Origin of the sequence: Aurantiacibacter sp. MUD11 (assembly GCF_026967575.1) — a bacterium.
Lineage (GTDB): Bacteria > Pseudomonadota > Alphaproteobacteria > Sphingomonadales > Sphingomonadaceae > Alteraurantiacibacter.
Genome location: NZ_CP114054.1, coordinates 1,318,567 through 1,336,522, shown reverse-complemented (window position 1 = coordinate 1,336,522; position 17,956 = coordinate 1,318,567). Strand labels below are relative to the sequence as shown.

Here is a 17,956-nt window from a genome sequence, read left to right as displayed (position 1 = left end):
TGGTGCCACGATTCTGGCGCCTTGAGACACTGGGGTATTCGCGGGTGATGCGCCGCGCCAGATAGGTCTCGGTGCAGTAGCAACAACTTGCCATTGCAGACAAGTCACGGAATAGGCGCAGGAAAAGCGGTCCCAATCTGCGAAGATTGGGGCTGAGCACACTTTTGAAGGAAGGGTGGTGCCGCTTACGTGACTCGAACACGTGACCCCATCATTACGAATGATGTGCTCTACCAACTGAGCTAAAGCGGCAATCCGACGCGCCCCCTAATCTCGCCGCTGCCCACGGGCAACGGTAAATCAGGGGAAGTGGAGGCCCGAGCCGGAATCGAACCGGCGTGCAAGGATTTGCAGTCCTCTGCGTAACCACTCCGCCATCGGGCCGGAAGGCCGCGCGTCTAGCGAAAGGTGATGCCTGACGCAATGGGGTTCCTTGCCGCGTGGCCAAAGCCGGGTTAGAGCGCGCTCTCATGGCACAGGACAAAGTCAAACTGCAGCGAGTGGAGGGGCACCAGGAAGAGCGCTTCCTCGGCTCCGACGTGTTCTCCAGCGATTCGCGCAACCTGCCGCCACCCAATGGTAGCGGAACCGTGCGCGAGGATGCCCGCGACATCGATATCTACCACAAGTGCGACGTGGCGGTGATCGGCGGCGGCCCGGCAGGCTGCGCGGCGGCCTGGGCGGCCGCCAAGGCGGGTGCGGACGTCACCCTGCTGGAACGCTACAATTGCCTGGGCGGTCTCTCGACCGGCGGCCTCGTCATGTGGATCGACCGTATGACCGACTGGCAGGGCAACCATGTGATCCAGGGCTATGCCCGCCACTTCATCGACCGCATGCCGCCCGAAGGCGTCGCCGGCCCGCCGCGCGCGGACTGGGGCAGCCAGGACCCGGTGAAGGCCGGATACTGGGGGCAGCGCACCACGGCCTTCCACGGCATCGTGCAATGGGCGCCGACGCTCGATCCGGAGCGGATGAAGCTCAACAACCAGGAAATGCTGCTGGAAGCGGGCGTTCGCATCGTCTTCCATGCCTGGGCCGCGCGCCCGCTGGTGGAGGACGGCCAGGCCAAGGGCGCCATCTTCGAAAGCAAGATGGGGCGCCATGCGCTGATGGCCAAGGTGGTGATCGATACCACCGGCGACGGCGACATGTTCGCCCGCGCCGGGGCGGAGTTCGACACCGATATCGAGGAAGGTGACGTCCACCACTCGATGAACACCGGCTGGGTGCTCGGCGGCGTCAACATGGATCGCTGGATCGACTGGAAAGTCCACAACCCGGACGAGCTGCGCCAGTTCATGGAGCGCGGGCGCGAGGAACTGGGCTATTTCCAGACGCCCTACGTCAGTTGGCGGCCCGATATTGCGCTGTTCCTGGGGCCGCGCCAGAGTGGGCTCTCCGCGCTCGACGTGGACGACCAGACCGAGGTGGAAATCCGCAGTCACCGGCTGATGGAGGGGCACTGCCAGTTCTTTCGCAAGCACGCGCCGGGGTTCGAGAACGTCTATTCGCTGCAAAGCGCTAGCCAGCTGGGCGTGCGCCACACGCGGCGGCTGGCCGGTGTCGGCCGGATCGAGCGCAAGGATTGGGGCGATGCCAACCCGGTGGCGGACGAGGTTGGCGTATCGCCTTCGCTCAGCCCGAAGTTTCCGGTGGTCTCGGTTCCCTATGGCTCGCTGGTGCCGCGCGCGCTGGACGGATTGCTGGTGGGCGGACGGCACATCAGCTGCGATGCCAACAGCCATGGCTTCATGCGCGAGATCCCGCAGTGCTGGCTGACCGGCCAGGCGGCGGGCGTGGGCGCGGCGCTGGCGGCTGACCAGGGCGTGCAGCCGCGCGACGTGGACGTCGACGCCATCCGCAAGGTGCTGCGCCAGCAGGGTGCCCACCTGCACGACGACGAGGTCGTCGCGGCGGTGCGCCAGGCGGCCAGTGTGCCCGCGCAATAGGGTTGCGACCGCGTTAATCACGGTCATGCGCATGTCCTTAGCCGTCAAGGTGAAGCGGCGGTAAACGCATTTCTGCCAAAAGCGGCTGGACGGCGTTCAGCGGTCGGGACTAGTGGGAAATCATGCAGCAAGAAGCCGACAAGGTACGCGCCAAGGTGCGCGCCAAGACCGGGGGGAGCGTGGACCTGCTGGTGCTTGATCTCTCGGCCGGCGGCTGCATGGTGGAGTTCCACGGTTCTGCCGCGAGACCGGGTGAACGCGTGCTGGTGACGCTCCCCGGCCTGTCGGCCCTGCCAGGCGAACTGGTCTGGGCGGAAGATGGCCGCGCCGGAATCGCTTTCGAGGCGCCGTTGCATGAGACGGTGTTCGACCGGCTGAAGCAGATGCTGACGAAGTAGTCGGGCGCTACTTCTTCTCCGGGATCAGCACGCCGCCGGTTGGCATGGGCCGCACGGATTCGCGGAAATTCCGCAGGTAACCGCTGGCATCGGTGCGGAAGCCGGGGCCGGCGCGCGTGGCCAGTTCCTCTGCCGGAACGTCTAGGTCGATGCTGCGGTTGGCGACCGAAATGCGCACTGTATCGCCATCGCGGACGAGGCCGATGGGCGCCCCCTCGGCCGCTGCTTCGGGATGAACCTCGGCGACGGTCAGGCCTTTCAGGCACAGGCCGGAAAGCTGCCCGTCGGTGACGAAGGCTGTGGTCTTGGCGAGCCCCGCCGCGTCCAGCGCGAAGAGGATAAGGCTGGCTCCACCGCCCATCGCTGGACCGCCGCGCAGGCCCTGGTTACGGGTGATGACGACGTCGCCATCCTTGATCTCACCCTCCTCGATTGCCTTCATGCAGGTTTGTGTGTCCTCGAAAACGCGCGCCGTGCCGGTGAATTCCTCGGGTCGCGAGCCATCGCGGATGCCCAGCCGCACCACCGCCGTTTCGGCAAAGCTGCCGGAAAGGATGGCGATGGTCGGGCCATCGCTGAACGGGGCATCGAGCGACTGGATCACGTCCGGCCCCTCGACTTCGTAATCAGCCAGGTTTTCCCCCAGCGTCTTGCCGGTGCAGGTGAGCGCTTCGGGGTTGATACGGCGTTCAAGACGCTTCAGCACCGCCCGTGCGCCGCCGGCGTCCTCGAACTGCTCGATCCGGACTGCACCGGTGGGGCGAACCGGGGAAAGCAGCGGGACGTCGCTGAACTCCTCCATCAGGGCGAACACATCGACGCCGTTTTCCGCCTCGATGGCGGTAGCTTGCAGATGCTTGATGGCATTGATGGACCCGCCGACAGCGAGCAATGTCGCCACCGCGTTGCGGAAGGCCGCAGGCGTCAGGATCTGGCGCGGGCGCAGGTCTTCGTTGACCATCTCGACGATGCGGCGCCCGGCGGCGCGGGCATTGGCCTGCATCTTCGGGCTGTTGGCGCGCACCGGGGCGTGGCCGGGCAGTGCCATGCCGAGCGCCTCGACGACGGAGTGCATGGTGTTCGCCGTGGCCATGCCGGCGCAGACTCCGGGACCCATGATCGCATTCTCCGCCATGTCGGGGATCGGGAACTTCGGCTCCTTGCCGAAGATCGCGCCGACCTGGCCGGACCAGACATCTTCCACGTCCACCGGCTCGCCGTCGATCTCGCCAGCCTGCTGGTAACCGCCGATGACGAGGATGGTGGGAATGTTGAGCCGCGCCGCCGCCATCAGGTGGCCCGGCGGCGTCTTGTCGCAGCTGGTCAGGCAGATCATGCCGTCAAGCAGCGCGCCTTCCACCTGCACTTCGATATCGTTGGCGATGATGTCGCGCCCGGCAAGGATATAGCTGCCGGCCTTGGCGGCGCCGGTGATGAAGTCGCTGGGGGCGGAGGTGCGCACTTCGAACGGGACGCCGCCCGCCTTGCGGATTTCCTCCTTCACCATCTGCGCGATGCCGTCGAGATGGGCATAGCAGATCGCCAGTTCGCTGGAGGAATTGACCACCGCGATCTTGGGCTTTTCCATGTCCTCTTTCGACAGGCCCAGTGCGCGCCAGTTGGCACGGCGACCGGGATTGTTGGCGGCATTGCTCCGCAGTTCGACCATTGTTGTGTTGCTCCTATTCGGCAGGTTGCGCAGCGGCGGCAGCACTCGGCTGGTTTTGCGGCAGGCGCTTGGCGAAATGAGCCAGCAAGGTAATGCACACGACGATGCCGGCGAGGCAGAAAGCGGTGAAGACATAGCCTTCGCGCGCGCCCTTCGCGCCCTGCAGGAAGCCGGCGGAGGAACCGATCATCGGTGCTGCCACCGCGCCGAATTTCGCCATGAAGCTGGCCCAGCCGCCGCCGAAGCTGCGCACCGCGCTAGGGTAATAGACACTGGTTATGGAGATCACCGCCGCGTGGCCGGAGCCGACGAAGATGGCGCCGATCAGCAGGACGGCAGCCAGCTCGGTGCCCCCGACGACGTAGCCGAACCCGACCAGCAGGACGATGGGGATGCCGATCAGCGGGGCGAGGGCAATCCAGCCGGGGCCGCGCTTCTCGGTCAGCGCCAGCAGCACCACGCCGCCGATTGCGCCGACCATGCCGCTGGCGGCCGATAGCCACGCCGCGTTCTCGCGGGTGATGCCCAGGTTCTCCATGAAGATCACGCCGTAGGCATTCTTCAGGTAGATCGCGATGCTGGAGAAGAAGTAGGCACCCCAGATCAGTGGGGTAACGATCAGCAGCGTGCCGACGAACAGCTCGCGAAAATTCTTCACCGGGTTGTCCGTGCCGGCGGTCTTGCGCTCGTCGGGCAGGGTGAAGCCGTCATAGACGGACAGGTCAGCGTCCCGGTCGAAGCGGGCGAGGGCCTTGGAGATGCGTTCGGGCGACTTGTTCTTGGCCACCATCCAGCGCGAGCTTTCGGGCAGGGTGAACAGCAGCAGCAGGGCGAAGACGCCGGTCATCGCGCCGCAGACCCAGAAGATGCCCTGCCAGCCCAGCACCGGCGCGGTCCAGTTGGCGATTGGCGCGGCGGAGGACGCGCCGAAACTGAACCCCAGCATGATGATGGTAACCGAGGTCGAGCGCATCGACTTGGGCATGGATTCGATGCTGAGCGCCCAGACCGGGGCCAGCAGGCCGCCGATGGCAAGGCCGGAGATGAAGCGCAGCGCGATCAGCATGTCCGGGCTGGTGGCGAATCCCACCAGCGTGGTCAGCACCGCGCTGCCGATGGTGCAGGCGATGATCACCGGGCGGCGGCCGAACACGTCGCCGAGGTAGGCCCCGAACAGCGAGCCGATCATCTGCCCGAGGAAGGCCGCCGAGGTGACATAGCCGGTGGTAATGTCGTCGATGCCCCATTCGTCGCGAATGTAGGGCAGGGCATAGGGTAGCGCGGTGAAGTCCTGCCCGTCGAAGAAGGTGACGAAGCTGCACAGCAGCAGCAGGTAGAGATGATAGCGGTTGAATCCGCGCCCCTGCAGGAATGCGGACACGTCCAGCGTGCGTCCAGCCGTACTGGCCATCGACAGAAAACCTCTCGCCCGTTGATTTTGTCCGGCGGAGACTAAACGCCATCGCGCGAGCGCGCCAGCCCTTTAGTTGGCGACCGCGTCGGCCCAGCCCAGTTCGCGCAGGCAGGTGTCCAGTGCATCGGCCTGCGGCAAACGGTGAGCGAGCAGTTCCGGACGGCTGTCGGCCAGCCGGTAACCGCCTTCGGGCACGGTCTGGATCAGGTCGCTACAGCCTGCTCCGGCGAGCTTGGAACGCAGGCGCGAGACGTGCACTTCGACGCTGTTGGTCTCCGGATCGTGGCTCAGCCGCCAGACGTCGCTCAGCAATTGCTTGCGCGTCACCCTTTCGCCGGGCGCGTCCGCCAGCCGCCAGAGCAGTCCGAATTCGCGCGGGTGCAGGCCCAGCCAGCGGCTGCCCCGGCGGGCATCGCGGTGGAACAGGTCCAGCGTCAAGGCGCCGAGGTCGCGCCAGCGTGGCAACATGCCGAACATGTCGGTGATGCGTTGCGTGCGGGCGTGCAGTTCCTGCAGCCCGGTCTCGGCGGAGAGCGCCTCCGCGCAGCCGAGCGAGAGCAGGCTGGCGCGCTCGTGCGGTTGCTCCACTCCCAGCATGATCAGTCGCCATGCCGGCCTGTCGGCTTCGGCCAGCCGCAACCGTCCCGCAGGTGAAAGCCGGCGGGTATCGCAAATCAGCACATGGCGGCATTCGGCGCGGCAGCCGTCGATCCCGCAGCACAGCTCCCAGCCGCGACGGCGAAGGTCCCAGCGCTCGGGAGGCTCGTCATCGCCCGCAATCCAGCCGAAAAACCCCAAGCTGCGCTCCCCAACGACTCAGACCCGCCCGGCAAGGCAGCAGCAAAGCGCCGTTCCTGCAATTGCGTAATGGACACGGGGGGCTGGCGGAATGGCGGTAACCGGCAAGCCGGGCGTCAGCCGCCGGAAGTGTTTACGCCCATGTCCTGTAGGTAGCGCTTCACGTTGCGCGCCGCCTGCCGCAGCCGCTGCTCGTTCTCGACCATGGCGATGCGCACATAGCCTTCGCCATCCTCGCCGTATCCCACGCCCGGCGCCACGGCGACTTCGGCATGGGTAAGCAACTGCTTGGAGAATTCCAGGCTGCCCATTTCCTTCAGCGCCGGGGGCAGCGGGGCCCAGGCGAACATGCTGGCGGGCGGCGGCGGGATTTCCCAGCCGGCGCGGCCAAAGGCCTCGACCATCACGTCGCGGCGCTTGTGATACATCTGCCGGTTTTTCTCGACATAGTCCTGCGGGCCGTTGAGCGCGGCGCAGGCGGCGGCCTGGATCGGCGTGAAGGCGCCATAATCGATATAGCTCTTTACCCGCGTCATGGCCGAGATCAGCGTCTGGTTGCCCACGGCAAAGCCCATGCGCCAGCCGGCCATGCCATAGGTCTTGGACAGGCTGGTGAATTCTACCGCCACGTCCTTCGCGCCCGGTACCTGCAGGATCGATGGCGTCGGCTTGCCGTCGTAGTAAAGCTCCGAATAGGCGAGGTCGGAGAGGACCCAGACCTTGTGGAACTTCGCCCAGTCGACGAGCTTGGCGTAGAATTCGAGGTCGACGACCTCGGCGGTCGGGTTCGACGGGAAGTTCACCACCAGTACCGTCGGGCGCGGCACGGTGAAGTTCATCGCCTGCTCCAGCGCCTGCCAGTACTTGTCGTCCGGCGTCGTCGGCACCGAACGGATAGAGGCCCCGGCGATGATGAAGCCGAAGGTGTGGATCGGGTAGCTGGGATTGGGGGCCAGGATGGTGTCGCCCGGCGCGGTGATCGCGGTGGCGAGGCTGGCGAGGCCTTCCTTCGAGCCCAGGGTCACCACCACTTCGCTTTCGGGGTCGAGTTCGACTCCGAAGCGGCGCTGGTAGTAATTTGCCTGCGCCTTGCGCAATCCGGGGATGCCCTTGGACTGCGAATAGCCATGCGCGTCGGGCTTCTGCGCCACCTCGCACAGCTTGTCGATCACGTGCTTCGGCGGCGGCTGGTCGGGATTGCCCATGCCAAGGTCGATGATGTCGCGGCCCTCCGCTCGCGCGGCCGCACGCATCGCATTCACTTCGGCGATGACATAGGGCGGCAGGCGCTTGATGCGGTAGAATTGGGTGTCCATCATTTCCTTACTCTTGCGTTTTCCCGAAATTGGGCTGTTGCACGCGCCTATCTGGCTGAAAGGGGGCACGAGCGCAACGCAGCAGAACTTGTTCGGCGACAATGCCTCCCATTTGTCGCAATTGGCCCTATAACGGTCACGACATGGCAAACGACCCGAAGAGCGGCGACGAGGCTGCCGACATCTTTACCGAAATGCTGCGCATCCAGGGCGAGGCCGCGCGCCAGATGATGCAGACCTTTGCCCCGCAGGCTGCCGATCGCGTGCCTGACGAGACGGCCGTCGATGAAATGGGCAAGGCGATGATGGAATTCCAGCGCACCTGGCTGCAATTCTGCCTGCCCGAGGAAGAACGCCCCGCGCCGCTGCTGACCAGCCCCGCCAGCTGGATGGAAGCGATGCAGAAGTGGACCGCCGCCATGCCGCTGCTGGATCCGCAGGCGCAGCAGCAATTGTGGTCCGACGGGATGGCGCTGTGGCAAGAGCTGCTGGCCCAGTATGCGCAGAAGCCCGATGGCGAGGACGCGCAGCTGCCGCGGAAGGACCGTCGCTTTGCCGATCCCAAGTGGCGCGACCAGCCGGTGTTCGCGCTGATCCATCAGACTTACCTGCTGTTCGCGGAACGGCTGGCGGAGAGCATCGACAAGGCCGAGGGGCTGTCCGACGAGGACCGCGCCAACCTGCGCTTTGCGACACAGAACGTGCTCGATGCGATGAGTCCGGCCAACTACCCGATGATGAATCCGGTCGTGCTGGAACGCACGATGGAAACCAAGGGCGAGAACCTGGTGCGCGGGCTGGAGCGATTGACTTCCGACCTCGAGCGCGGCCAGCTGACCCATACCGATACCAGCAAGTTCAAGCTGGGCGAGAACATCGCCACCACGCCGGGCAAGGTGATCTACGAGACCGAGCTGTTCCAGCTGATCCAGTATTCACCCACCACCGAAACGGTGATGAAGACGCCGCTGCTGATCTTCCCGCCGTGGATCAACCGCTTCTACATCCTCGACCTGAACGCGAAGAAGAGCTTCGTGCGCTGGGCGGTGGACCAGGGTATCACCGTCTGCCTCGTCAGCTGGCGCTCGGTCGACGAGAGCCTGACGCACATCGACTGGGACGACTATTTCCGCGCGCAGATGGAAGCGATCGACGTGGTGCGCGAGCGGCTGAAGGTGCCCAGCGTGCACACCATCGGTTACTGCGTGGCGGGCACCACCTTGGCGGGCACGCTGGCGGTGCTGGCGCGGCGCGGTCAGGCGGACAAGGTCAAGAGCGCCACCTTCTTCACCGCGCAGGTCGATTTCGCACATGCGGGCGATCTCAAGCTGTTCGTCGACGACGGGAAGCTGGAGTTCATCCGGCAAGCCAGCAAGGGCGGCTATCTCGACGGGCGCTATCTCGCCGCCACCTTCAACATGCTGCGCGGGTCGGACCTGATCTGGAACTACGTGGTCAACCACTACCTGCTGGGCGAGGACTATCCGGCGTTCGATCTCTTGTACTGGAACGGCGACGTCACCAACCTGCCGGCCAAGTGGCACGCGGCCTACCTGCGCGACCTGTACAAGGAAAACCTGATGGTGGTGCCCGATGCGCTGGGCGCCGATGGCACCGAGATCGACCTGCGCCGGGTGGAGACGCCCTGCTATATCCAGGCTGGCCGGGAAGACCACATCGCGCCGCCCGATAGCGTGTTCAAGGCGCTGGAGCATTTCTCCGGCGAGAACCGCTTCGTGCTGGCGGGCAGCGGGCACATCGCCGGGGTGGTGAATCCGCCCGAGGCGAACAAGTACCAGTACTGGACCAACGAAGGCGACTTCGCGACGCTGGAGGAATTCATCGCCGGCGCCACCGAGCACCCGGGAAGCTGGTGGCCGGACTGGCTGGTGTGGCTCGAATCGCAGGATGGCGAGAAGGTGAAGGCCACCGGCGTGCGCAAGCCGGGCACCAAGGCCAATCCCGCCGTCGAAGATGCGCCGGGCCGTTACGTAATGATGCGCTAAAGCGCGGTTTAGCGCACGAATCCTGCACTTTCAGGGTTTTGTGCACTGCAACATTTTCCTTGACTTCGCACCTGCACAATCATATTTTGTGCATCGCAATAAAGGTCGGGAATGAATCCCGATCCGGAAAGCAAGACGTGCAAGCGAGGTAACATGGCGACGTCCAAGACCGACGAGAAAGCCGAAAAGGCCTATGCCGCTGCGGCGGAAGCCAAGCCTGCTCCGGCTGCCAAGAAGGCGCCGGTAAAGAAGGCTGCGTCCAAGCCTGCTGCTGCGAAGAAGGCGCCGGCCAAGAAGCCGGCTGCCAAGAAGACCCTGGCGAAGAAGCCGGCCGCCAAGAAGCCGACGAAGAAAGCTCCCGTTCGCAAGCCGGTGAAGGCGGCGAAGACGGGCACCCCCCAGACAACCGTTACCCAACTCAAGGAAAAGATCATGGCTACCAAGACTGTCGACTATACGACCGCGTTTGCCGACACCATGTCGAGCGCAGTCAACGAAATGCAGACCCGCGCTCAGGCCGCTTACGAAAAGAGCACCGAGGCGATGACCGAGGCGACCGAGTTCGCCAAGGGCAACGTCGAAGCCGTCGTTGAAAGCGGCAAGGTGTGGGCCGAAGGCGTGCAGGGCATGGGCCAGAGCTTCGCCGACGAAGCCAAGAGCGCCTACGAAACCGCCACTGCCGACCTGAAGGAAATGGCCGGCGTGAAGAGCCCGACCGAGCTGTTCCAGCTGCAGGGCAAGATCCTGCGTCGCAACTTCGACGCGATGGTCGCTGCCTCCTCGAAGACCACCGATGCTTCGATGAAGCTGGCCAACGACGTGATGGCCCCGATCTCGGGCCGCGTGAACGTCGCTGCCGAGAAGCTCTCGAAGGTCGGCTAACGACTTACTTCTTCCCGATCGCCAATCTCCTCCTCTCCCTTTGGCGATCAGGTAATGGGCCGGGCAGCGTCAGCTGCCCGGCCCTATTCTTTTGGCTGCCGGATGTCCGGCAGCCACGCTTTCCCGCTTAACCCTGCCCGCTAACCGCAAAACTGCAATCACGCTCTTGCAGCCTGCGCATTCGATACGATATTCGGCCCGCATCATGACCAGGCCCGACCACATCAGCGATCCCCATGGCTGGAGCGTTACCGCTGCCGGCGACGATGGCGATGATGCCGGCGTGGGCGAGGGCGAAGGCGATGCGCAGGTCGGCATCGCCACCAAGACCCGCGCCAAGCCCAAGAAGCCGAGCCAGTACAAGGTGCTGATGCTCAACGACGATTACACCCCGATGGAATTCGTGGTGATGGTGCTCAAGCGCTTCTTCCGCATGGACCTGGAAGAAGCGACCCGGGTGATGCTGCATGTTCACCAGCGCGGGGTCGGCGTGTGCGGGATCTTCCCCTACGAGGTCGCCGAGACCAAGGTGAATCAGGTGATGGACTTCGCTCGCGAGAACCAGCACCCGCTGCAATGTACGCTGGAAAAGGCCTGAACCGGGCCACTTTCGCCTCGCCAAGGGGCAATCAGGACATGACCGCCGCGTGATTTGCCGCTAAGGCGCGGGGGAACCCAGGCATCCTTTGCAGCGTCAGACGGCACGTGTCCCGCTTTATCACCGCTACAGACCGCTACATCTTCCGGCTCGTGCTGGTGCCGATGATCGGGATTTTCCTGCTGGCGGCCAGCCTGCTCCTGCTGGAGAAGATGCTGCGGCTGTTCGAATTCGTCAGCATCGAGGGCGGGCCGATGGGCGTCGTCTTCGAGATGCTGCTGAACCTCATTCCCGAATATGCCGGACTGGCGATCCCGCTGGGCCTGATGCTGGGCGTGCTGTTCGCCTTCCGCAAGCTGGCGATCTCGTCCGAGCTCGACGTGATGCGTGCGGTCGGCCTGTCCTACACCCGGCTGCTGCGCGTGCCCTACCTCATCACATTGGTGCTGGTGGCGGTGAACTTCGCCATCGTCGGCTTCATCCAGCCGCAGGCGCGCTTCGCTTACGAGGAGATGGAGTTCGAGCTGCGCTCCGGCGCGCTGGGCGCCTCCATCAAGGTGGGCGAGTTCAACACGCTGGAAGACCGCATGGCCCTGCGCATCGAGGCGAGCGAGGACGATGGTCGCCGCCTGATGGGCATCTTCGCCCGCGTCGCCGATGAGGAGGGGCAGGTGCTCTCCATCTCAGCGCGCGAAGGCCGTTTCCTGGCCAATCGCGAGGATCGCAACACCATCATCCTGCGGCTGGAGGACGGGGTCATCGTGCATGACGTTGTCGAGGGCACGCCGCGTGTGCTCAGCTTCAGCCAGCACGACCTGCCGATCGATCTGCCGGCGATCGAACAGTTCCGCGAACGCGGTGAAGACGAGCGCGAATACATCCTGCCCGAACTGCTCGAAATCGGCTGGAGCCCGCAAAGCACGGCCGAAGAGCGCGCCGGCAGCCAGGCGGCCTTCAACTATCGCATGGTCGAAGTGGTGATGATGTTCATGCTTCCGCTGCTGGCGGTGGCACTGGCGATCCCGCCCAAGCGCTCGACATCGGCGCTGGGCATCTTCCTCTCGATCGTCATCGTGGTCGCCTATCACAAGATCAACCAGTACGGGTCCGAGGTCGCCGATATCGGCCGGATCGATCCCTTCCTGGCCCTGTGGGGACCGTTCGCCGTGCTGTTCTCGATCATCGCCTGGATGTACTATCAGGTCGCCTTCGTGCCGGGCGGTCAGGCCATCGGCTTCCTCGAGAGCTTCTATGCCAAGCTGTCGCGCCGCCTGAAGAAGCTGGTCGGCCGCGAGAAGCTGCGCGGACTGGTGCCGGAGGAAGACCCGCACCAGCAGCAGGAAGAGGAATTGATGCGGCAGGAGGGGGCGACCGGTGCTGCTTGATTTCTTCCCTTCGCGCACGCTGACGATCTACCTTGCGAAGATGTTCGCCGTGCGCATCTTCGCCGTGCTGGCGATGCTGGTGCTGGTGCTGATGATGCTGGACCTGCTGGGCAAGACCGGCGACATCCTGGCGGTGGAGGGCAATGGCGATGCGGAATTGTGGCTCTATGCCTCCTTGCGAGTGCCGCAACTGATTGCCCGCTTCCTGCCCTATTCGGTCCTGCTGGCCACTATCATCACGCTGGCCGGGTTGAACCAGAATTCCGAGGTCATCGCGATGAAGGCCGCGGGCCTTTCGGCGCACCAGATCCTTGCTCCCCTGCTGATGATCGGGATGGTGGTGGCGGCCATATCCTTCGCCTTCAACGAACGCATCGTGACCCGCGCGACGGCCACCCTGAAGGCCTGGGAGGATGTCGAATACGCCGCGGTCCCCGAAGATCGGGAGACCCGGGCCAATGTCTACTTCAACGATGACAACGATGTGCTGATGGGCGCGACGCTTTCGGGCATGGGCGAAAACAGCGTGCTGACCGACGTCGCCTTCTACGAGCGAGACGAGGCCGGGATGATCGTGCGGCAGATTACCGCTGACCGCGCCACTTTCGCCGGGCCCGGCTGGCGACTGGAGAATGCCTCCAGCTTCAATGTCGCGACGGCCAGCACGCGCGAGATCGACGAGATCATCGTCGCCGAGGGCGTGGAACTTGGCCAGGTCGAGCTGCGCCGGGTCGATCCCGATGCGGAGCCGCTGTCGCGGCTGTCTGACAGCATCGATGCCCTGCAAGGCGCCGGACGACGCACGGCCGAGCTGGAGGCCAAGTGGTGGCACAAGATTTCCGGGCCGCTGTCGGCCGTGCTGATGCCGCTGCTGGGCGCGGTAGCGGGTTTCGGCCTCGCTCGGTCGGGCAACCTGTTCATCCGCGCGGTGATCGGCATGGCCTTGGGCTTTGCCTATTTCGTGGTCGACAACTCTGCCCTCGCGATGGGCAGTTTCGGTGGCTACCCGCCACTGCTGGCGGCCTGGGCGCCGTTCTTCCTGTTCCTGCTGGTGGGCGAGACCGTGCTGATCCGCACGGAAGAATGATCACTTAAACGCTTTATCTAAAAGCAGTTTGCCACATTTTCGCCGCCTTTCGGAGACAGCGCTCCTACGCGCCCGTTTTCATGGGTGAGGTCCAGCAAAGGAGGGTGACCGATGAAGAAGACTGTCCTGGCCATTGTTTCGGCGACTGCACTGGTGGGCTTGTCCGCCTGCGCCGAAGGCGAACCGGCGGAAGAGGCAACCGTCGCCGAAGGCGAGGAAGAGGTCGAGGTGAACCTGCCGCAGACTCCCGTCGTCCCGGCGACCCCGGCGGCTGACGCTGGCGAAGACGCCATGGAGAGCGACGAAGGTGCCGAGGCTGCGGCGGAATAATACCCGGCCAGAACTACACAGCGGAATCAGGAAGGGGCCTTCGCCACGCGGCGGAGGCCCTTTTCCTTTGCGCGCGGCAGGTCAGTCCTGCGGGCGGCTGCCCATGGTCGAGCGGGCAATGCGGGCCACCAGCGGGATCATCCCGCCATGGCTTGCCTCGTTGAAGGTCGAATCCTCGCCCAGGTGCTCGCGAATGCGGCGATGCGCCTCGTGCAGCGAATGATAGGGCATCGAGGGCATCAGGTGATGCAGCGCGTGGTAGCGTAGGCCCACGGGGGCCCAGATGCCGGCGACGAAGCTCGGCACGTTGACGCTGTCGAGGTACTGCGCAGTGACGGTCATCGCCTCGCCATCGTTCTCCCACAGGTGCGCCACCAGCGTGCGCAGCTGGTTGAACACCGCCACCGTCGCGGTGATGGCGGCGGCGATCAGCAGCGGACGCCAGCCGAGCCAGAACGGCGTGGTCATCAGGAAGATCGCCCAAACGCTGGCGCCGACCTGCTGGAACAGAAACCAGTTCCGCTCGCGCGCGTCGCAGGGACGGCGGCGGAACGAGGGATTGATGGAGAGCGAGGAAAACCGCTCCCAGGCGAAGCGACGCAGCGGCGGGATCACCAGGCCGAGCGGGGCCAGCACGCCCCAGCGCACGATCAGCGCGATCGGGGCCAGTGCGGCGATCAGCACGAAGGCCGGCAGGCTCCACGGCTTCATCAGCGCCAGCGGCATGTATTCCGGATCTTCGATGGTGCCATACTTGGTGCGCGCATGGTGCAGCGTGTGCACGCTTTCGTACATCAGGCTGGGGGTGAGCATGGGAATGCCGACCAGCAGGTTCCACGCGGTGCGGAAGCCGGGCAGCGCATCGCGGTGCAGGTGAGTGATTTCGTGGATGAACAGCAGCGCGCGATAGAGCGCGAAGACCGAGATCACCGCGCTCGCCAGCGCCAGCGCGAGATTGTCGAACAGGATCGCGCCGGCGAGGCCGGCATAGCCGACCAGCGCGGAACCGATCATGTCCGGCCAGTAAATGTCCGCCCGCGCCGTGTTGATGTCGCGCGTCAGTTCTGCCGCGGCGCGCATCATCGCCTTGTCGTCCGGAATCTGCGCGTGGATACGGCGGCGTTGCACCTTGCCGGTGCCGCCCTTCTCGTCAGCAATCTTGCTCGTCGCGTCCATCATGGCGTGCTCTATAGTGCAAATTGTCCAGTTATGCGATGCGCCCGTTCGTCCACTATCCGCCATGGATGTGGGCGCTTGACATGGCCTTGATGCATATCAAGAGCGAACGCTCAATGAATGAAAGGCCAGCCAGGTGAGCGAGCAGATAGTTATTACCCCCGTATCGGGCAAGGGAGACCTCGATGCGTTCATTGAACTGGCCTATCGCCTGAACGCGGACGATCCCAACTGGGTGCCGCCCCTGCGTGCCGACATGCGCGAACTGCTGACCCCCGGCAAGAACCCGTTCCACGAACACGCCAAGGTGCAGCTGTTCCTCGCCCGGCGCGGCGACAAGGTCGTGGGCCGGATCTCGGCCCACTACGACGAACTGGCGCTGGAGCAGCCGCCGGAACAGGGCATGGGGCCGGGCACCGGCAACTGGGGTCTGCTGGAAGCCGAGGACGAGGAAGTGAACGCGGCGCTGATCGCCCGCGCCGAGGATTGGCTGCGCGAACAGGGCATGACCCGCGTGCTCGCACCGATCAGCCTGTCGATCTGGGAAGAGCCGGGCCTGCTGGTGCAGGGCCACGACCACCCGCCGATGATCATGATGGGTCATCACAAGCCGCACTATCAGGGCTGGATCGAAGCGCAGGGCTATGCGGTCGCCAAGAAGCTCTACACCTACGACCTGGAAGTGGAGAACGGCTTCCCCGAAATCGTCAACCGCATCGTCAAGCTGGGTGAGCGCAGCAAGAACATCACCGTGCGAAGGGTGGACAAGTCGCGCTTCGAGGACGAGGCGCAGATCATCCTCGGCATCCTGAACGAGGCGTGGTCGAAGAACTGGGGCTTCGTGCCCTTTACCGAGACCGAGAAGGCCTATGGCGCCAAGAAGCTGAAGCCGATCATCCTCGAAGGCGCGAACATGATCGCCGAGATCGACGGGGAGCCGGCCGCCTTCATGATCAGCTGGCCCGATATCAACACCAAGCTGATCGACATGAAGGGCAAGCTGTTCCCCTTCAACTGGGCGAAGCTGCTGTGGTGGCTGCGCAATCCGCAGAGCCCGAATTTCCGCGTGCCGCTGATGGGCGTCGTGAAGAAATACCAGAATACCCGCATTGCCAGCCAGCTGGCCTTCATGATGATCGAGTATATTCGTCGCTATGCAGTTGGCGAACACGGAGCGAAGCGAGCCGAAGTGGGCTGGATCCTGGAGGATAACCAGGGGATGGTGGCCATTGCGGATGCCATCGAATCCAAGGTCAACCGCGAATACCGGATCTACGAAAAGCAGCTCTGACGGTCTTCTTCGCCGCACGGGGAACTGGCGGGGAATCACGGACGTTATAGGCCTGGGCGCGGTTCTCGCGTCACGTGGGAGTCCAATGAGCGCGTCCAAACCGGCAAACGTGGAAAAGGCGGTCCGGCCAGCTTCGCTGGGTCGTGTGCTGCTGGTGGAAGACGATACCGTGCTGGCCCTGGCGCTGGAAGATGCCCTGCTACGCGGTGGCGCCGACGAGGTGGTCATCTGCCAGACGATGAAGGCCACCATGGCCGAGCTCGACAAGCGCGAAAAGCTCGATGCCATCGTGATCGACGTGCACCTGGCCGACCGCGACGACGGCTGGGCGCTGGCCGAGCTGGTGACCCTGCTGGGCCCGAAGCGACCGCGCATCGCCTTCTCCACCGGCTCTCCCGGCGACATTCCCGCCCAGATCGCCGAACTCGGGCCGATCTTCGAAAAGCCCTACGATCCCGAACGGCTGGTCGAAGTCCTCGCCTCGGGCCGCAAGCGCGGCCTGTTCGCCCGCCTGCTGCGCTGATTTCCCCGCAACTTCAGGTCTGGGGGTGGCGCCGTGCGCGCCGCCTGTGAGCCGGGCAAGAAAAAAGGCCTCCGCTCTGCTTGAGCGGAGGCCTTTCGGGATCGTATCACCAGCCGCTTGGACGGGAGGGGGGGTCTCGGCGGTGACATACCCTAAATGTCCATTCGCAAGGGGGGTTCCCGCCGGTTTCAAAATTTTTCGGAATCTCCGGCCAGGCGGCTTGTTGGCTGTTCCGTCGTCATCGATGCAGGTTGCCAGCCAAGTTTCTTCATGGCGTGGAACCCATCCGGTTTCGGCGCGTTCATGTGCAACGAATTGACCGGGAAGGGTATCTATGTCGATTGGTGCCGAAGTTGCTGCACATCTTCCGTTTCTCCGCCGCTACGCCCGCGCGCTGACAGGCTCGCAGGCAACTGGCGATGCATTTGTCCAGGCCACGCTGGAAGCCGCGCTCGCCGATGAGGAGCTTGCCGAAAGCCTGCGGGGTGGCCGCGTGCCGCTGTACCGCGCCTTCAACAAGGTCTGGTCGAGCGCCTATATGGAGGTGGAGGATGGTCCCGCCGAGGGCTCTGCGCACGAAGTCGCCGCGCGCGCCAAGCTGAATCGCATCACGCCGGCAAACCGGCAGGCGCTGCTGCTGACCACGGTGGAGGATTTCACGTCCGCTGAAGCCGCCTCGATCATGGGTATCACCGAAGACGATGTCGATGAACTGGTGCGCGAGGCTGTTGCCGAGATCGAGCGCGAAACCACCACCAGCGTGCTGATCATCGAGGATGAGCCGCTCATCTCGATGCAGCTGGAAGACCTCGTCCGTTCGCTGGGCCATGACATCTGCGGCACCGCTGCCACGCGCACGCAGGCGCAGGAAGTGGTGGCGGAGAAGACCCCGGGCCTGGTGCTGGCAGATATCCAGCTGGCTGACGGTTCCTCGGGTCTCGACGCGGTGGACGATATCCTCGCCATCGATTCCATGCCGGTGATCTTCATCACCGCCTATCCCGAACGCCTGCTGACGGGCGACCGGCCGGAGCCGACCTACCTGATCACCAAGCCGTTCCAGGAAGACACGGTGCGCGCGGCGATCAGCCAGGCGCTGTTCTTCGGGTCGAGCCAGCCGCTCGACTGAGC

Annotated in this window: 16 protein-coding genes and 2 tRNA genes; 11 read left to right on the top strand and 7 right to left on the bottom strand. The window is 64.5% G+C overall.

Annotated elements, in window-relative coordinates:
• Nucleotides 1-176: 176 nt before the first annotated feature.
• Nucleotides 177-252 (bottom strand) — tRNA-Thr (locus OZN62_RS06695).
• A gap of 58 nt (nucleotides 253-310) precedes the next feature.
• Nucleotides 311-384, bottom strand: a tRNA-Cys gene (locus tag OZN62_RS06690).
• An 86-nt stretch (nucleotides 385-470) separates the two neighbouring features.
• Here OZN62_RS06690 and OZN62_RS06685 point away from each other — a divergent pair.
• Together OZN62_RS06685 and OZN62_RS06680 are read left to right on the top strand one after the other, a co-directional pair.
• Complete coding sequence (locus OZN62_RS06685) at nucleotides 471-1,952, top strand: FAD-dependent oxidoreductase (protein WP_269102048.1); 1,482 nt, start codon at nucleotides 471-473, stop codon at nucleotides 1,950-1,952.
• A 122-nt stretch (nucleotides 1,953-2,074) separates the two neighbouring features.
• A complete protein-coding gene (locus OZN62_RS06680) occupies nucleotides 2,075-2,350 on the top strand; it encodes a PilZ domain-containing protein (protein WP_269102047.1) in 276 nt (91 codons plus the stop codon).
• 7 nt (nucleotides 2,351-2,357) lie between these two features.
• Here OZN62_RS06680 and OZN62_RS06675 read toward each other — a convergent pair whose 3' ends face one another.
• The 4 genes from OZN62_RS06675 to OZN62_RS06660 all read right to left on the bottom strand — a co-directional run bounded on the left by OZN62_RS06675 (nucleotide 2,358) and on the right by OZN62_RS06660 (nucleotide 7,547).
• Nucleotides 2,358-4,019 (bottom strand): dihydroxy-acid dehydratase domain-containing protein, encoded by a 1,662-nt coding sequence (locus OZN62_RS06675; protein ID WP_269102046.1) that lies wholly within the window; start codon nucleotides 4,017-4,019, stop codon nucleotides 2,358-2,360.
• A gap of 13 nt (nucleotides 4,020-4,032) precedes the next feature.
• Nucleotides 4,033-5,430, bottom strand: a complete 1,398-nt coding sequence (locus tag OZN62_RS06670; RefSeq protein ID WP_269102045.1) for an MFS transporter — start codon at nucleotides 5,428-5,430, stop codon at nucleotides 4,033-4,035.
• A gap of 72 nt (nucleotides 5,431-5,502) precedes the next feature.
• A complete protein-coding gene (locus OZN62_RS06665; protein WP_269102043.1) occupies nucleotides 5,503-6,231 on the bottom strand; it encodes a winged helix-turn-helix domain-containing protein in 729 nt (242 codons plus the stop codon).
• A gap of 116 nt (nucleotides 6,232-6,347) precedes the next feature.
• Entirely contained in the window at nucleotides 6,348-7,547 is a 1,200-nt protein-coding gene (locus tag OZN62_RS06660) for an LL-diaminopimelate aminotransferase (RefSeq protein WP_269102120.1), read from the bottom strand.
• Nucleotides 7,548-7,690: 143 nt separating this feature from the next.
• On the opposite strand from OZN62_RS06660, the gene OZN62_RS06655 reads away from it, so the two are divergent.
• The 6 genes from OZN62_RS06655 (at nucleotide 7,691) to OZN62_RS06630 (ending at nucleotide 13,835) form a co-directional block, all read left to right on the top strand.
• A complete protein-coding gene (locus tag OZN62_RS06655) occupies nucleotides 7,691-9,553 on the top strand; it encodes a PHA/PHB synthase family protein (protein WP_269102042.1) in 1,863 nt (620 codons plus the stop codon).
• 153 nt (nucleotides 9,554-9,706) lie between these two features.
• On the top strand, nucleotides 9,707-10,435 hold the full coding sequence (locus OZN62_RS06650) for a phasin family protein (RefSeq protein ID WP_269102041.1): 729 nt from the start codon (nucleotides 9,707-9,709) through the stop codon (nucleotides 10,433-10,435).
• A 205-nt stretch (nucleotides 10,436-10,640) separates the two neighbouring features.
• On the top strand, nucleotides 10,641-11,033 hold the full coding sequence (gene clpS / locus OZN62_RS06645; RefSeq protein ID WP_269102040.1) for an ATP-dependent Clp protease adapter ClpS: 393 nt from the start codon (nucleotides 10,641-10,643) through the stop codon (nucleotides 11,031-11,033).
• Nucleotides 11,034-11,140: 107 nt separating this feature from the next.
• Nucleotides 11,141-12,418 carry an LptF/LptG family permease gene (locus OZN62_RS06640; protein WP_269102039.1) on the top strand — a complete coding sequence of 426 codons (1,278 nt, stop codon included), beginning with the start codon at nucleotides 11,141-11,143 and terminating at the stop codon, nucleotides 12,416-12,418.
• Complete coding sequence (gene lptG / locus OZN62_RS06635) at nucleotides 12,408-13,505, top strand: LPS export ABC transporter permease LptG (protein WP_269102038.1); 1,098 nt, start codon at nucleotides 12,408-12,410, stop codon at nucleotides 13,503-13,505. Before OZN62_RS06640 ends, lptG begins: the two co-directional genes overlap by 11 nt.
• 111 nt (nucleotides 13,506-13,616) lie before the next feature.
• Entirely contained in the window at nucleotides 13,617-13,835 is a 219-nt protein-coding gene (locus OZN62_RS06630) for a hypothetical protein (protein ID WP_269102037.1), read from the top strand.
• Nucleotides 13,836-13,916: 81 nt separating this feature from the next.
• Here the strand turns inward: OZN62_RS06630 and OZN62_RS06625 are convergent, their stop codons facing one another.
• On the bottom strand, nucleotides 13,917-15,011 hold the full coding sequence (locus OZN62_RS06625; protein WP_442864398.1) for a fatty acid desaturase family protein: 1,095 nt from the start codon (nucleotides 15,009-15,011) through the stop codon (nucleotides 13,917-13,919).
• Between the two features lie 136 nt (nucleotides 15,012-15,147).
• On the opposite strand from OZN62_RS06625, the gene OZN62_RS06620 reads away from it, so the two are divergent.
• The 3 genes from OZN62_RS06620 (at nucleotide 15,148) to OZN62_RS06610 (ending at nucleotide 17,954) form a co-directional block, all read left to right on the top strand.
• Nucleotides 15,148-16,302 (top strand): N-acetyltransferase, encoded by a 1,155-nt coding sequence (locus tag OZN62_RS06620; RefSeq protein ID WP_269102035.1) that lies wholly within the window; start codon nucleotides 15,148-15,150, stop codon nucleotides 16,300-16,302.
• 85 nt (nucleotides 16,303-16,387) lie between these two features.
• On the top strand, nucleotides 16,388-16,825 hold the full coding sequence (locus tag OZN62_RS06615) for a response regulator (RefSeq protein ID WP_269102034.1): 438 nt from the start codon (nucleotides 16,388-16,390) through the stop codon (nucleotides 16,823-16,825).
• A gap of 334 nt (nucleotides 16,826-17,159) precedes the next feature.
• Nucleotides 17,160-17,954, top strand: coding sequence for a response regulator (locus OZN62_RS06610; RefSeq protein ID WP_269102033.1), 795 nt, complete (start codon nucleotides 17,160-17,162; stop codon nucleotides 17,952-17,954).
• Nucleotides 17,955-17,956: the final 2 nt, after the last annotated feature.